The sequence below is a fragment of the Pseudomonas sp. PICF6 genome, assembly GCF_009831705.1.
In the GTDB taxonomy this organism is placed as follows: Bacteria; Pseudomonadota; Gammaproteobacteria; order Pseudomonadales; family Pseudomonadaceae; genus Aquipseudomonas; species Aquipseudomonas rhizophila.
Window position 1 is genome coordinate 245,913 of sequence record NZ_WUUD01000018.1, and the last position, 13,704, is coordinate 259,616.

Here is a 13,704-nt window from a genome sequence, read left to right on the forward strand (position 1 = left end):
CTAAACCGCGCCGGCGGCCTGCCGGTGCTGGCGCAACAGTTCGATCTGCTGCGATGGAACCAGCTCGCGCAACGCCTTATAGAGCGCCCGTGTTTCCAGCAGATTCCAGATGCGCAGCATGGTTTCCAGCGCATCCAGGGGTTTGCTGATGAAGTCCCGGGCGCCCAGCGCCAGGGCGCGCAGGCGGGTGTCGCGGGTGGCGTCGGCGGTCAGCACCAGGATCGGCAGGTAGTCGTTTGCCGGGATGCGCCGGTTGAGCTGCTCCAGCACGGCGAAGCCATCGAATGCCGGCATGTGCAGGTCCAGGATCACCAGGTCAGGCTCAAAACTGTTGAACAGGTCGAGGGTGCGCAAAGGCTCGGTGCTGCTCAGTACGTTGTGCAGCCCTTCGCGAGCCAGCAACTGCTCCATCAGGTCCAGGTTGGGGCGCTGATCGTCAACGATCAGGATGCGCAAATCGCGATTCATGCGGGCTCCGGTAAATAGCGTTCAAGGTGGCCGAGAAAGGCCTGGATATGAATGGGTTTGGTCAGGATCGCTGTGGCCCCGGCTTCGTGCAGGGCACGGTGGGTCAGGTCGCTGGCATCGGCGGTGATCATCAGTACCGGTGTGGACGCCGTAGCCGCCGATTGCCGCAAGCGGCGCAGCACCTCCAGGCCTGTCAGGTCCGGCAGGGTCACGTCCAGCAGGATCAACTGCGGGGCGTGCTGGCGAGCCAAGTCCAGGCCCAACTGGCCTTGCATGCTCGACAGCAGTTGAATACCCGGACGTCGCTGCATCAGGGTCTCGATCAGCGCCAGGCTCGACAGGTTGTCTTCGATGCACAGTATCTTGCCGTGATATTCGACTGACGGACGCGGTGCCTTCAGCGCGACGATGGGGGGCAAGCGGGCGTGTTCCACCCGGGCACCGGGCAATTGCAGGGTAAAACAACAACCTTGCCCCGGCTCGCTGTGGACCTGCAGGCTGCCTTGCATCATTTCCAGCAGGCTCTTGCTCAAGGACAGCCCAAGACCGGTGCCCTCGACCTGTGGATCGGCACCCAGGCGCTCGAACGGCTTGAACAACCGGTCAAGCTGCTCAGGGGCAATGCCATGCCCGGTGTCGCTGACGGCAATGCTGACTCGCGGCCCCTGGGCGGTCACTTCAATGCGCACTTCACCGCCGGGCCGGTTGTACTTGATGGCGTTGGACAACAGATTGAGCAGCACCTGCACCAGGCGTTGACGGTCGGCCAGCACACCGCTGCTGTCGGGTAGCGGCGCCAGCTCGGCCAACTGAATCCCGGCGTCGGCCGCCATGGGTGAAACCAGCGTCAGGGCTTCATGCAACACCGTCGTCAAGGCAATCGGCTCAATGTTCAGCGGCAGACGACCGGCCTCGATCCGGGCAATGTCCAGCACCTCGTTGATCAATGCCAGCAGATGCTGACCGGCACGCAGGATGTGACTGACCTGTGGGCGCTGGCCGGCGCTGGAGTCCATGTCCAGCAGTTGCGCGAAGCCGAGTATGGCGTTCAGGGGGGTGCGCAGTTCGTGGCTCATGCGCGAAAGAAATTCGCTTTTGGCGCGGCTGGCGCTTTCGGCTTCTTCACGGGCGGTGCGCAGGGCGATCTCGGCGGCGCGGCGGTCAGTGATGTCGCGGGTGATCTTGGAAAACCCGCGCAGGGTGCCGGTACTGTCGTACTGGGCAGTGATGACCACACTGGCCCAGAAGCGGCTGCCGTCCTTGCGACAGCGCCAGCCTTCTTCCATGTAATGACCGTCACGGGCGGCTTCGTGCAGCGCCATGTCCGGGTGCGCCGGGCATTCTTCGCTCAGATAGAACAACGAAAAATGCCGGCCGAGGATTTCCTGTTCGGTGTAACCCTTGATCCGTTCGGCGCCGGCGTTCCAGGTAATGACATGGCCTTGGGCGTCCAGCGCAAAGATGCCGTAGTCCTTCACCCCATCGATGATCAGCCGCAAGCGTTCTTCGTTATCCCGCAGAGCCCGCTCGCGTTCGGCAAGCAACTGCCCGGCCTCTACCAGACGGGTGCCCAACTGGCCGATTTCGTCCTGCTCCGGCGGTTGCGGCAACAACGGTTGACCCAAGGCCAGGCGCTGAGCGTTGCCTTGGACCTGTTGCACGCGGGCGACAATGCCCTTGGACAGGAACAGCACCGCCACGATGGCGCCAAGCAGCCCGCACAGCGCCGCCAGTAGCGTGGCGAACAACAGGCGCATGCGCGTGGCCGAGGCGGCGGCACTGCGGTCGGCGAGCAGGGCGTCCTCACGTATACGCATCGCGTTGATCTGCTCGCGCAGCACGTCCAGGACGTGTTTGTTTTCGATCAGAATCGTCGTGATGGCCGCTGTGTCATCGGCCTTGCCGTTGCGCAAGGCATCCAGCCCATCGAGTTTTTCTGCGATCAGTGGGGTGATGGTCTTGAGGCGCTCGCGCATCCGGGCGTCGCGGATGTTGTGGTCCAACCGTTGCAACGCGGCCTTGATCAGCGGCGTGGCCTGTTCGTAGCTGGGCAGGAAGTCTTCGCGCCGGGTCAGCAGGTAACCGCGCACGCTGGCTGCGGCTTCGGCCAGCAGGGTATGCACCGTCTGGATATCGCCCTGGACCAGCAGCACCCGGCGCACGTCTTCTTCGGCCCGGGCGGTCTGGCGTTCGGTGATGTAGATCAGCACCAGCGACAGCAACAGCACCACCAGGGGCAGGGAAATGACCACCAATGCCTTGCCCCGCAATGGCAGGTTGGCCCAGCGGCGGGCGGCGAGGAATCTCATGGCCATTGCCCGCTGGGTTGTGCCACCAACCCCAGAGCAACACCGCGCACGGCGGCCTGGGTTCGATCGGCGGCTCCCAACTTGCCGATGACGCGCTCCACGTGGGCCTTGGCGGTGCCGGGGGCGATGCCGAGTTTTTCGCCGATTTCACGGTTGCTGAAGCCGCCGGCCACCAGCCCCAACACCTGGCGCTCGCGGGCTGTCAGGGCCTGGACCGGGGTAGCGCCACTGGCACCGCGCTCGGCCATGCGCCGCAGCAGGCGCGCACTGACCGAACTGTTCAGGGCCTCTTCGCCCTGGGCGACCCGTTTGAGGGCGTCCAGCACTTCATCGCGGCTGGCATCCTTGAGCAGATAACCGACCGCGCCCGCGCCGATGGCGGCTTCAAGGTGATCAGGGCTGTCGTCCATGGTGAAGATCACCACTTTGATCCCCGGCTGGCGCTGCTGCAGGATACGCGCCGCCCCCAGACCATTGAGCACCGGCATGCGAATGTCGAGAATGGCGATGTCCGGTTGCAGCCGCTCGCACAGATCGAGGGCTTCCTGGCCGTCGCTGGCCTGGCCGACGACTTCGAACCCCGGGCTGCCGGCGAGCATGCTGATAAAACCGGTGCGGGTCACTTCGTGATCATCGGCCAAAAGCAGGCGTAAAGGGGACGTCATGAGTGTGTTCCGTGGGTGGGTAGGGGGACGCTGGCCAGCAAACGGGTGCCACCATCGGGCTGGCTGAAACAGCTCAGGTGGCCGCCCAGCAGGCTGGCACGTTCCTGCATCGCCGCCAGGCCCAGATGGCAGGTGCCATTGGTCTCGATGGGTTGTTCCAGAGCAAAACCACGGCCATTGTCTTCGACCCGCAGCGAGGCCCGGTCGTCGCTCACCATCAATCCCAGGCGTACATGGCTGGCCCGGGCGTGCTTGAGAATGTTGTTGATGCCTTCCTGGGCAATGCGGAACAAGGCGATTTCGGTGTTGCCCGGCAGGCGAGCGGCGCTGTGCTCGGCCCAGTCCACCGACAGGCCTGCATCCCGCAGGCGGTCGGCTTCCTTGTCGACGGCTTTGTACAGACCGAAGTCATCCAGCGCATGGGGACGCAGACCGCCGATCAACTGCCGGCCTTCGCCGACACAACCCCGGGCGAGATCGAGGATGGCCTGCAAGTCGTTCGCCAGGGCCGGCGGCAGAGGCGGGCAGCGACCGGCGAACCCCTGCAGGCGCTGATGCAGGCCGGCCAGGTTCTGTGCCAGGCCATCATGCAGGTCGTAGGCCACACGCTTGCGTTCGTCTTCCTGGGCGCTGAACAGTCGATGGACCAGCTCGGACATGGTGCGTTCGCGGGCCTGCAACGCTTCGAGCAGACGACTGTTCTCCAAATGGGCAGCCAGCAGGGTCGCCAGCAATTGCAGTGACTCAATATCCTCGTTGTCCGGCGTGCCGAGGGCTACGCCGTTGCCCAGCAATAAAGCCCCGAACACCACACCGTCGGAGCCACGCAACGGAACGCGCAAGACCTGGGGCAGGGCGCTGCCAGGGTACTCCAGCCATTGTGGCTCGGCTGACGGCGGCTGAGCCAGGTTGGCAAGCAGATCGAGCCGTTCTTGGCTGCCATGGCTGGCGATGGTGCGAAACGTGGTGTCCGCTGCCCACTCCAGCAGCAGGCCATGATCCATGGCCATGAATGCGCACGCTCGTTGTACTGCGCGCTGGCGCATCGCCGACAGGGGCAATTGCGTCAGTTCATGGCCGGTGCCCAACAGCAGGCGCAGGCGTGCGGCACGACTTTGCGACTGGCGATATTGGGTTCGGATGGCCAGGGCACTGCCGGGGTCATGGGGTGGGCTTTGCATGATAGGGCTCCAGCGTGGATGGGACCGGTCGGCGTGGCGGTATTAGAGCGTGTCATCAGCACCGGGCCTATCTGCCGAACGGCATAGGCAATCGGCACCGGTTGGCCGATGGCGAAGGCCGTCAGGCCCGGCAAAGTCGGCTCATTGAAACCCACAGGAACGTTACGATGAAACTGAAAACCTTCGCCGCTGCCGCTTTTTTCATGCTGACCACACCCTTGGCCCTGGCACTTGAAACAACGCCATACGTTTATCGCACCGTAGCCGAGCAGCCACAGAATCAGAATGACCGTGAAATCGCCGCATTGTTCGACCGCTGGAACGCGGCCCTCAAAACCGGCAACGCTGCTGCAGTAACCAGCCTGTATGCGCCGGATGCGATATTGCAGCCCACCGTATCCAACCAGGTGCGCAACACGGCGGCACTGATTCAGGATTACTTTGAACACTTCCTGGCCGGCAAGCCGGTGGGGCAGATCAACTACCGGGAAATCCGTCACCTGGGACCTGACGCGGCGATGGACAGTGGTGTCTATACCTTTGCCCTGACCAACGCCGACGGCTCCAAGCGCGAGGTTCAGGCGCGCTACACCTTTATCTATGAACGCATTGACGGTCAGTGGAAGATCCTTAACCACCACTCCTCGGCCATGCCGCAAGTCCAGAAGCAACTGCATGCCAGCCACTGAGGCCGTTTGAACAAATGAGTTCGTCCCTGGCTGCGTTGGGGGGCGAACCACCCGTTTGGCAGGCTGGCGAAAAACGATAGGCCAGGGTCATTAACAGAGCGGTTCGATAAAGAAGTTGGATTCGTGCGGGAACATTAATTAGAATCACTCTCATTTAATGTATTCCTTGCACAAGGCTTCTTGACATGTCTGATGCAGCTACGCCAACGGAGCGTTCCTTGCACGCGCTGTACCGAGACCACGGTGGCTGGCTGGAAGGCTGGTTGAGACGACGCATGGGCAATGCCTGGGATGCCGCGGACCTGCGCCAGGACACGTTCCTGCGGGTACTGTCCAGCGCTCAGCCATTGGCCGATCTGCACGAACCCCGCGCTTATCTGCTGACAGTCGGCAAGCGTCTGTTGAGCAACTTTTACGCGCGCCGCAACCTGGAGCAGGCTTACCTCGACGCCTTGGCGAGCTTGCCGCCAGCGTGCGTACCGTCCCCGGAGCAGCGTTGGCTGCTGCTGGAAACGTTGCAAGCCCTGGATGAATTGCTCGATGGCCTGCCGGCTCTGGTGCGGCGGGCTTTTTTGTGGAGCCAGCTCGAAGGCCTGGGCTACCGTGAAATCGCCGAGCGCATGCAGGTGTCGGAGCGCACCATCAAGCGCTACATGGCTCAGGCTTATGAGCATTGCCTGTTGGTGGACTTTTGATGCGCCAGGCCCCTTCGCCTGAAGCTCGCGAAGTCGCCCGGGCGGCGGCTCGCTGGCTGGCCATGATGGAGTCTGGCGGGGATGACTTCGATTGCACTGCGCTGCAACGCTGGCGCGACAGCAGCGCCCATCACGAGGCAGCCTGGCAAAAAGCCCAGCGATTGCGCCAGCGTTTCGCCGGGGTGCCGCCTTCATTGGGTATGGCGACCCTGGATCGCCCGGCATTGCCCCGTCGGGCGGTGCTCAAGCGTGCGCTCGGCGTCGCCGCCTTGGTGCCCACGGCCTGGTGGCTGGGGCGAGAGCTGCCGCTGGAGGTCTGGCGCGCCGACCTGCACACGGCCACGGGCGAACAGCGGCGCTGGTCGCTGGCCGACGGCAGCGCCTTGCAGTTGAATACCGACAGCGCCCTGGACCTGGACCTCAAGGCTCGACGCCTGGTGCTGGTGCAAGGGGAGATGGCCCTCAATGTCCAGGGGCCTGCGCCATTGGCCATTCAGGCACCGTTCGGCCTGATCTCCGTCAGCCGTAGCGAGGTCTGCGTACGCCTGAATGAGCGCAGTTGCCGGGTGTCGGTCCTCAGTGGTTCGGTGCAACTGCAACCGTTGCGCGGGCCAATGCTGACACTGAAGGAAGGCGAGCAGGTCAACCTCTTGGCCTCGGGCGCCGGACCGGTGGGGGCGTTCGACGTAGCGCAGTTGGGTTGGCGTGACGGTGTACTTGTGGCGCAGAACCAGCCGTTGGGGGATTTTCTCCGTGAACTGGGCCGTTATCGCTCAGGTTTTTTGCGTTGGGACCCCGCCCTGGAGTCGCTGCGGGTGACCGGCAGCTTCCGTCTGGAAAACACCGATCGAATCCTCGCGTTGCTCTCGGCCAGCCTGCCGCTGCACGTGCAAACGCGCACCCGATACTGGGTCACATTGACGCTGCGCAAAAATACTGTCTGACGCCTGTCCCCTTTTTTTGTCTCGCTTGTCATTCAAGGCAACTGAACAAAAACGAGAGCTCCCCCCAATGTCCGCAGTAGTACCTTTGCGTTTTCGCCCGGCCCTTGCCGGCTGGCGTCCGCTGTTGAACCTGAGCCTCGTGCTCAGCCTGAGCGCCAGCCCATTGTTCATGTCCTCCAGCCAAGCCGAAGAAGCTGCCCGACGCAGCTATCAGGTGCCGGCCGGCAGCCTCAGCGCCGCGCTGACCAGGTTCGCCGGCCTGGCGGGGGTCAACCTGTCGGTCGACCCGGCCCTGGTGAGCGGGCATAACAGCCCCGGTCTGTCGGGGGAGTATGCCGTGGAGGAGGGCTTTGCCCGGCTGTTGCAGGGCTCGGGTCTGCAACTGCAGCCGGTGGGCGAGCAGGCTTACATCCTGACCCCGGCGCCGGAAGGCAGCAGCTTGCAACTGGCGCCCACCTCGATCATGGGGGCCACGAGCCTGGCGCAGGGCGAGCCTTATGCCGGTGGCCAGGTCGCGCGCCGCGGCTCGCAAGGCTTGCTCGGGTCGCGAGACTTCATGGAAACCCCGTTCAGCATGACCACCTATACCAGCGAAGTGGTCAAGAACCAGCAGGCTCGGACCCTGGGCGACCTGATTGCCAGCGATCCTTCGGTTCGCGCCACCAATCCGGCAGGCGGGCGTTTCGAGCAGTTCACCATTCGCGGTTTCAGCCTGTTCAACAGTGATGTCGCCTACAACGGCCTCTACGGCATCCTGCCGACCTATTCGATCGACATGGAGATGGCCGACCGCGTCGACATCATCAAGGGCCCGACCCAGCTCATCAACGGCGTCTCGCCACGTGGCAGCGTGGGTGGCGGGATCAATGTGGTGCCCAAGCGGGCCACCGACAAACCTATCACTTCGTTCACGGGCAGCTACGCCTCTAACAACCAGCTCGGCGGCGCCGTGGATGTCGCCCGGCGTTTTGGTGAAGATAACCAGTTCGGCGTTCGTTTCAACGGCGTGAAGCAGTCCGGCGACACCGAATGGGATCACCAGAGTGTCGACCGTGACATGGCCGTGCTGGGCCTGGATTTTCGTGGCGAGCGTCTACGCCTCTCGACGGATATCGGGCGCACCGAGCGCGATACCGACGCGCCGCAGGAGCGCGTGCTGGTAGGGGCCAACGCACAGGTCCCGCACGCCAGCGATGTGCGCCGCAACTACGCTCAGCGCTGGAGCAAGGCGCGCACCAAGGACACTTTCGGCGCGGTGAACGCGCAATACGATGTCAACGATTCCGTGATGCTGTACGGCAGTGCAGGGGCGCGCAAAAGTGATCATGACTTCCTGCGGCACAACGTTTCGGTTAGCAACGACGCTGGCGATTTCAGCGTTCAACCCCGCGACTTTACCCGCGATGAAAATGTCCGCACGGCCACGGCCGGGGTGCGCAACTGGTTCCATACCGGCCCGGTGAGCCATGAGATCAACCTGGCCGCCAGCTACTTCTACATGGATTTCACCAATGGCGGCGCTCGTTATGCTTCGTCCCCGAGCAACCTGTATGACCCGGTGCAAACGCCGACTCCGAGCGACCCCACGCGCCAGGACAGCAAGGTCTATACCGAAAACCGCTCCACCGGCGTGGCGCTGTCCGACACTCTGGGTTTCTTCGATGATCGACTGCTGCTGACCCTCGGCACCCGCTGGCAGCGGATCAAGGTTGACGACTGGACGGATAACGTCAAAGGCGCCACCGCGTACGACGAGGAAAAGATGTCGCCGTCGGGCGGAATCCTGTTCAAGGCAACCGATAAGCTGTCGTTGTATGCCAACTACATGGAAGGCTTGAGCCAGGGCAAGATCGCGCCATCGACCTCGATCAACGAGGACGAAATATTCCCGCCGTTCATCAGTCGTCAGGTCGAGGTGGGAGCCAAATATGACGCGGGTGCGCTCGCCGTCACCGCCGCCGTCTTCCGGATCAAGCAGCCTGCCTACGCCACCGATGCCACGACCCGTGTCTTCGGCCCGAACGGCAAACGCGAGAACACCGGGGTTGAGTTGAGCGTGTTCGGTGAGCCGCTCAAGGGTTTGCGTTTGCTCGGCGGGGTCATGTATATCGACAGCGAGTTGACCGATACCACCGATGGCGCCTTTGATGGTAATCGGGCGCCGGCCACGCCCAAATACAATGTCAATCTGGGCGCCGAGTGGGATGTGCCGACCGTGCAGGGCCTGACCCTGACCAGCCGCGCCATCCACTCCAGTTCGCAGTACCTGGACCAGTCCAACACCAAGGAAATCGATTCCTGGGAGCGTGTGGATGTGGGCGCGCGTTACGCGTTCAAGGTGGACCAGAAGAACATCACCCTGCGTGCCAATGTCGAGAACGTCGCGGACAAGCGCTACTGGAGTTCAGCCGGCGCCTCGGATGACAGCGAGGCAGGCTTGACCCTGGCAACGCCGCGCACTTACCTGCTTTCGGCCACCGTGGACTTCTAGACCGATGTGCAGCTTCAGGGATGAAGCTGTTTCTCAGGCGTCACGGAACAGGTCGTGGGCATCCAGCAAGCGCCAGGCGATTTCGGGACGTTTTTCCAACCCGCGTCGAATGGCGGTGGGGATCGACTGGCGAATCTTGCGGCACAAGCCGGGCTGCTCCTGGAACTCGATGGCGATGCCGCGCATGGTGCGCACTTCGTTGTAGCCGGGTTCGACGCTCAGGCGGATTCCGAGGTTCTCGTACATACGCTGCTGCAACCGTTGGAGTTCGTCCAGGCTCTGGATATTTTCCAGCCGTTCGAGCAGGCGTTTTTCTTCCTGACGGTTCAAGCAAAGAATGCGCAGGTCACTGCCCGGGGTTTGCAGCAACGCATCACGCCCGCAGTCACAGACACCGGGCGGGCAGGGGGGACGGATCGGAATCGACGCGGTCATGGGCTCCACAGGTCAGCAACAAGCAAATCGCCTCTGAGTGTATCGGCGGTCCAGGCAATGTGATGCCTGGCGGCATGCCGGTCAACCCTGGTGAGTGGCCGCTTGTCTAGCGCCGTTGCGAGCGGGCGCTGGGCCGAGCCCGCAGCAGCAATGTGGGAGCAAGCCCGCTCCCACAAGGTTTCTGTTGCCTATACAAATGCTGTGCGCCTACAGCCCCAAGTCAGACAGCCCCGGATGATCATCCGGCCGGCGACCCAGCGGCCAATGGAATTTGCGTTCGCTTTCCTGGATCGGCATGTCGTTGATGCAGGCGTAGCGGTTGGACATCAACCCTTGCTCGTCAAACTCCCAGTTTTCATTGCCGTAGGAACGGAACCAGTTGCCCGAATCGTCGTGCCATTCGTAGGCGTAGCGCACGGCGATACGGTTACCGGTGAAGGCCCACAGTTCTTTGATCAGCCGGTAGTCCAGTTCCTTGGCCCATTTACGGGTCAGGAAGGCCTTGGCCTCTTCGCGGTTATGGGCGAATTCGGCACGGTTGCGCCATTGAGTGTCCAGCGTATAGGCCAGGGACACCCGTTGTGGGTCGCGGGAGTTCCAGCCGTCTTCGGCCAGACGGACTTTTTCAATGGCCGATTCACGGGTGAAAGGCGGCAGCGGCGGACGAACTTCAGCAGTGGATGACATGGCAGATCTCCAGTGAGTGATCGAGCAAGTGGCACAGCGGTTTACGGGAACGGGTTATTCAGTTTCAGCCAATAAGGACTTCAGTATGTTTTGGGCCTGGTCGGCGGCGCTGTGATCGCCCATGACCAGTGCGACGGTAATGGCGCCATCGATCAGGATCAGTAACTGCCGGGCCAAGGCATCCGGGCTCTCGACGCCTTGTTCTGTGCATAGCCGGGTTACATAGTCGAGCAACTTCTGTTTATGCAGTTTGGCGACCTGGCGGACCGGGTTCTGTGGGTCGCCGGTTTCGCCACTGGTGTTGATGAACGCACAGCCACGGAAACCTTCGCTGTCGAACCAGGTTTTGAGCACGGTAAACAGGTTGAGCAGCCGGGCGCGCGGAGTAGGGGCCTTGTCGACCTCACTGCTGAACCAGTGCATCCAGCGTTCGTCGCGCCGCTGGAGTGCGGCCACGATCAGATCGTCCTTGTTGGCAAAGTAGCGATAAATGCTCTTTCTGGAGACGCCGGCGGTTTTCACCAGCCGATCCATGCCGGTGGCCGCGATGCCACTTTTATAGATCAACTTTTCGGCGACATCGAGAATAATGTCTCGGGTCTCATTGCTATTGATTTCGTTCATGTCGCTACAGTAGAACGATCGTTCTCCTTGGTCAAGTTGTTTTTTCATGACGCCCTGAAGACCCGAACCCATCGATGGTGTAAGCTCAACCATTCTTCGGATTCGACCTTTTGCGAGCCCTATGCCGTCGCTTTTCAAACGCCCCTTGCTGCCTAAGCTGCGCAGCTTTGCACTGACCGCCGATGCCGTGACCATCCTCGATGGCGCCGCCGAGTTCCGCCGTTGCCTGCTGGAGCAAATCGCCCAGGCCACCCAGCGCATCTACATCGTCGCCCTGTACCTGCAAGAGGACGAGGCCGGGCAGGAAATCCTCGATGCCTTGCACGCCGCCAAGGCCAAGCGTCCGGAACTGGACGTGGTCGTGGTGGTGGACTGGCTGCGGGCTCAGCGCGGGCTGATCGGCGCCAAGAAGCAGCCGGGCAATTCGGCGTGGTATCAGGAACAGACCCGCACTCACGCCAGCGAAGTGCCGATCTACGGCGTGCCGGTGCAGACCCGCGAGTTGTTCGGCGTGCTGCACCTCAAAGGCTTCGTGATCGACGACTGTGTGCTTTACAGCGGCGCCAGCCTCAATAACGTCTATCTGCACAAGTTCGACAAATACCGCTACGACCGCTACCACCTGTTGCGCAACGAGGCACTGGCCGACTCGATGCAGCACCTGATACAGCATGGCTTGATTGCCTCCAGCGCCGTGCATCGTCTGGATTTGCCGAACCTGCCCAGCACTCGCAGCCTGCGCAAGGACATCGGCGATCTGCGCAGCCGGCTCAAGTACGCCGTGTATGACACGCAGGCCGGCAACCTCGACAAGAGCGGCCTGTCGGTGAGCCCGTTGCTGGGCGTGGGCAAGAACAATCCGTTGAGCCGGGTAATTGGCGAATTGATTGCCAGCAGCCGCCGGCAACTGACCATCTGCACGCCGTATTTCAATCTGCCCCTGGGGGTGACCCGGGAGATCAATCGCGCGCTGGCTCGCGGGGTCAGGATCGACATTATCGTCGGCGACAAAACCGCCAACGACTTCTACATGCCGCCCAGCGAGCCGTTCAAGATCATCGCCGCGCTGCCCTATCTCTACGAAATCAGCCTGCGCCGCTTCGCCAAGCGGCATCAGCGGTACATCGACAGCGGCCAACTGAACCTGCACCTGTGGCGTGACGGTGACAATACCTATCACCTCAAGGGCATGTGGATCGACGAGCGCTACACCTTGCTGACCGGCAATAACCTCAATCCACGGGCGTTTCGCCTGGACCTGGAAAACGCTTTGTTGCTGGATGACCCCAAGGGCGAACTGCTGGGGCCGCGTCAGGCCGAGCTTGAGCAGATTTACCAACACACCCGGCGCATCGATCGATATCTGGACCTGGAAACCCTGCCGGACTATCCCGCCGCAGTCGCCAGGTTTCTGAAACGGGTGAGCCGGGTGCGGATCGAGCGGCTGCTTTACCGGATCCTGTGAAAACCCGTGCCATGTCGGAAAAAGACACCATCTCCATCCAGTTGGTACGTGAGGCGTTGCTGCAAAGCTGCGCTCCCGGAGCGGCCACCGATGAGGTTCTGAGTAAGGTCGGCATAGACCCTGCGTTGCTCGACGACTCCCAGGCGCGGGTCCCGGCCCATGCTTATGCGCGGCTCTGGCGTTTGCTCGCCCGACGCCTGGATGACGAGTTTTTTGGCATGGACCCGCGCAAGCTCAAGTCGGGTAGCCTGGCGTTTCTCTGCCAGTGCGCCATGGCCCAACCCACGCTAGCGAGCGGCCTGACGGCGGGGCTGGGGTTCCTCTCGCTGATGTTCGAACAGTTGCCGGCCCAATGGGTCCGCCAGCAGAGCCTGGCGGAAATCGTCCTGCTGGAGGACGATCAGGATCCGCGCCGGGCCTTCACCTATTTCACCTACTGGATGATTGTTCATGGCGTGGCCTGTTGGCTGGCCGGGCGGCGTATTCCGATTCTTTCCATTGAGTTGCGTTGCCCGGAACCGGATTTCTGCGACGACTATCGTGTGATGTTCTCCCGGAACCTGCGCTTTGACCGGCCCCGCACCCGGATGATCTTCTCCGCCGAATGCCTGGACCTGCCCATCCGACGCAGCACCGAGGAACTCAACCGCTTTCTGGCCCAGGCACCGGCCAACATCCTGGTCAAATATCGCGACCCGCAAAGCCTCGCCAGCCGCATCAGACACGACCTGCGCCAATTGCCACCCGAGCAGTGGCCGGAGACCGAGGCTCTGGCCCAGCAGTTGTGCGTTTCGGCCTCGACCCTGCGCCGCCGCTTGGCGGAGGAGGGCCAGACGTATCAAGGGCTCAAGGACAGTGTGCGCAAGGAGTTGGCCATCAACTGGCTGGCAGAACCTTCCATCAGCTTCGTGGAAATCGCCGCGCGCCTGGGATTTGCCGATGCCAGCTCCTTCTACAAGGCGTTTCGCAAGTGGTCCGGGTCCAATCCGGGGCATTATCGCAGCCTGATTCTCAACGATCCTGGCTGATCCGGGATGTGGGTTGACTGGGC

13 protein-coding genes are annotated in these 13,704 nt (G+C 62.4%); 6 read left to right on the forward strand and 7 right to left on the reverse strand.

All coding sequences use genetic code 11. The annotated features are described in order from the left end of the window. From GSM73_RS12215 to GSM73_RS12230, 4 genes are read right to left on the reverse strand one after another with little or no spacing between them, the layout of a single operon-like run. Nucleotides 1-468, reverse strand: a complete 468-nt coding sequence (locus tag GSM73_RS12215; RefSeq protein WP_160892673.1) for a response regulator — start codon at nt 466-468, stop codon at nt 1-3. After that, on the reverse strand, nt 465-2,777 hold the full coding sequence (locus tag GSM73_RS12220; protein ID WP_076384926.1) for an ATP-binding protein: 2,313 nt from the start codon (nt 2,775-2,777) through the stop codon (nt 465-467). Before GSM73_RS12220 ends, GSM73_RS12215 begins: the two co-directional genes overlap by 4 nt. Next, nucleotides 2,774-3,442 carry a response regulator transcription factor gene (locus GSM73_RS12225; RefSeq protein WP_047226509.1) on the reverse strand — a complete coding sequence of 223 codons (669 nt, stop codon included), beginning with the start codon at nt 3,440-3,442 and terminating at the stop codon, nt 2,774-2,776. The genes GSM73_RS12220 and GSM73_RS12225 overlap by 4 nt, the downstream gene beginning before the upstream one ends. Beyond that, nucleotides 3,439-4,623 (reverse strand): sensor histidine kinase, encoded by a 1,185-nt coding sequence (locus GSM73_RS12230; RefSeq protein ID WP_047226508.1) that lies wholly within the window; start codon nt 4,621-4,623, stop codon nt 3,439-3,441. Before GSM73_RS12230 ends, GSM73_RS12225 begins: the two co-directional genes overlap by 4 nt. 167 nt (nt 4,624-4,790) lie before the next feature. Here GSM73_RS12230 and GSM73_RS12235 point away from each other — a divergent pair, with 167 nt between their 5' ends. The 4 genes from GSM73_RS12235 to GSM73_RS12250 all read left to right on the forward strand — a co-directional run bounded on the left by GSM73_RS12235 (nt 4,791) and on the right by GSM73_RS12250 (nt 9,442). Continuing rightward, on the forward strand, nt 4,791-5,312 hold the full coding sequence (locus tag GSM73_RS12235; protein WP_047226507.1) for an SgcJ/EcaC family oxidoreductase: 522 nt from the start codon (nt 4,791-4,793) through the stop codon (nt 5,310-5,312). Between the two features lie 185 nt (nt 5,313-5,497). After that, nucleotides 5,498-6,007, forward strand: coding sequence for a sigma-70 family RNA polymerase sigma factor (locus GSM73_RS12240; RefSeq protein WP_047226506.1), 510 nt, complete (start codon nt 5,498-5,500; stop codon nt 6,005-6,007). After that, on the forward strand, nt 6,007-6,951 hold the full coding sequence (locus GSM73_RS12245; protein WP_160892675.1) for a FecR domain-containing protein: 945 nt from the start codon (nt 6,007-6,009) through the stop codon (nt 6,949-6,951). The genes GSM73_RS12240 and GSM73_RS12245 overlap by 1 nt, the downstream gene beginning before the upstream one ends. A 67-nt stretch (nt 6,952-7,018) precedes the next feature. Beyond that, complete coding sequence (locus tag GSM73_RS12250) at nt 7,019-9,442, forward strand: TonB-dependent receptor (protein ID WP_107322497.1); 2,424 nt, start codon at nt 7,019-7,021, stop codon at nt 9,440-9,442. 33 nt (nt 9,443-9,475) lie between these two features. Here GSM73_RS12250 and GSM73_RS12255 read toward each other — a convergent pair whose 3' ends face one another. The 3 genes from GSM73_RS12255 to GSM73_RS12265 all read right to left on the reverse strand — a co-directional run bounded on the left by GSM73_RS12255 (nt 9,476) and on the right by GSM73_RS12265 (nt 11,188). After that, nucleotides 9,476-9,877 (reverse strand): hypothetical protein, encoded by a 402-nt coding sequence (locus GSM73_RS12255; protein WP_047226503.1) that lies wholly within the window; start codon nt 9,875-9,877, stop codon nt 9,476-9,478. Between the two features lie 207 nt (nt 9,878-10,084). Further along, complete coding sequence (locus tag GSM73_RS12260) at nt 10,085-10,564, reverse strand: nuclear transport factor 2 family protein (protein ID WP_047226502.1); 480 nt, start codon at nt 10,562-10,564, stop codon at nt 10,085-10,087. A gap of 54 nt (nt 10,565-10,618) precedes the next feature. Then, entirely contained in the window at nt 10,619-11,188 is a 570-nt protein-coding gene (locus GSM73_RS12265) for a TetR/AcrR family transcriptional regulator (protein ID WP_160892677.1), read from the reverse strand. Nucleotides 11,189-11,309: 121 nt separating this feature from the next. Here GSM73_RS12265 and pssA point away from each other — a divergent pair, with 121 nt between their 5' ends. Then, on the forward strand, nt 11,310-12,653 hold the full coding sequence (gene pssA, locus GSM73_RS12270) for a CDP-diacylglycerol--serine O-phosphatidyltransferase (protein ID WP_160892679.1): 1,344 nt from the start codon (nt 11,310-11,312) through the stop codon (nt 12,651-12,653). An 11-nt stretch (nt 12,654-12,664) separates the two neighbouring features. After that, on the forward strand, nt 12,665-13,681 hold the full coding sequence (locus GSM73_RS12275) for an AraC family transcriptional regulator (RefSeq protein WP_160892810.1): 1,017 nt from the start codon (nt 12,665-12,667) through the stop codon (nt 13,679-13,681). Nucleotides 13,682-13,704 lie beyond the last annotated feature (23 nt).

Bases quoted from the DNA above. Each gene is read 5' to 3' on its own strand.
- GSM73_RS12215 (WP_160892673.1), bottom strand. From the start codon at position 468: ATGAATCGCGATTTGCGCATCCTGATCGTTGACGATCAGCGCCCCAAC.
- GSM73_RS12220 (WP_076384926.1), bottom strand. From the start codon at position 2,777: ATGAGATTCCTCGCCGCCCGCCGCTGGGCCAACCTGCCATTGCGGGGC.
- GSM73_RS12225 (WP_047226509.1), bottom strand. From the start codon at position 3,442: ATGACGTCCCCTTTACGCCTGCTTTTGGCCGATGATCACGAAGTGACC.
- GSM73_RS12230 (WP_047226508.1), bottom strand. From the start codon at position 4,623: ATGCAAAGCCCACCCCATGACCCCGGCAGTGCCCTGGCCATCCGAACC.
- GSM73_RS12235 (WP_047226507.1), top strand. From the start codon at position 4,791: ATGAAACTGAAAACCTTCGCCGCTGCCGCTTTTTTCATGCTGACCACA.
- GSM73_RS12240 (WP_047226506.1), top strand. From the start codon at position 5,498: ATGTCTGATGCAGCTACGCCAACGGAGCGTTCCTTGCACGCGCTGTAC.
- GSM73_RS12245 (WP_160892675.1), top strand. From the start codon at position 6,007: ATGCGCCAGGCCCCTTCGCCTGAAGCTCGCGAAGTCGCCCGGGCGGCG.
- GSM73_RS12250 (WP_107322497.1), top strand. From the start codon at position 7,019: ATGTCCGCAGTAGTACCTTTGCGTTTTCGCCCGGCCCTTGCCGGCTGG.
- GSM73_RS12255 (WP_047226503.1), bottom strand. From the start codon at position 9,877: ATGACCGCGTCGATTCCGATCCGTCCCCCCTGCCCGCCCGGTGTCTGT.
- GSM73_RS12260 (WP_047226502.1), bottom strand. From the start codon at position 10,564: ATGTCATCCACTGCTGAAGTTCGTCCGCCGCTGCCGCCTTTCACCCGT.
- GSM73_RS12265 (WP_160892677.1), bottom strand. From the start codon at position 11,188: ATGAACGAAATCAATAGCAATGAGACCCGAGACATTATTCTCGATGTC.
- pssA (WP_160892679.1), top strand. From the start codon at position 11,310: ATGCCGTCGCTTTTCAAACGCCCCTTGCTGCCTAAGCTGCGCAGCTTT.
- GSM73_RS12275 (WP_160892810.1), top strand. From the start codon at position 12,665: ATGTCGGAAAAAGACACCATCTCCATCCAGTTGGTACGTGAGGCGTTG.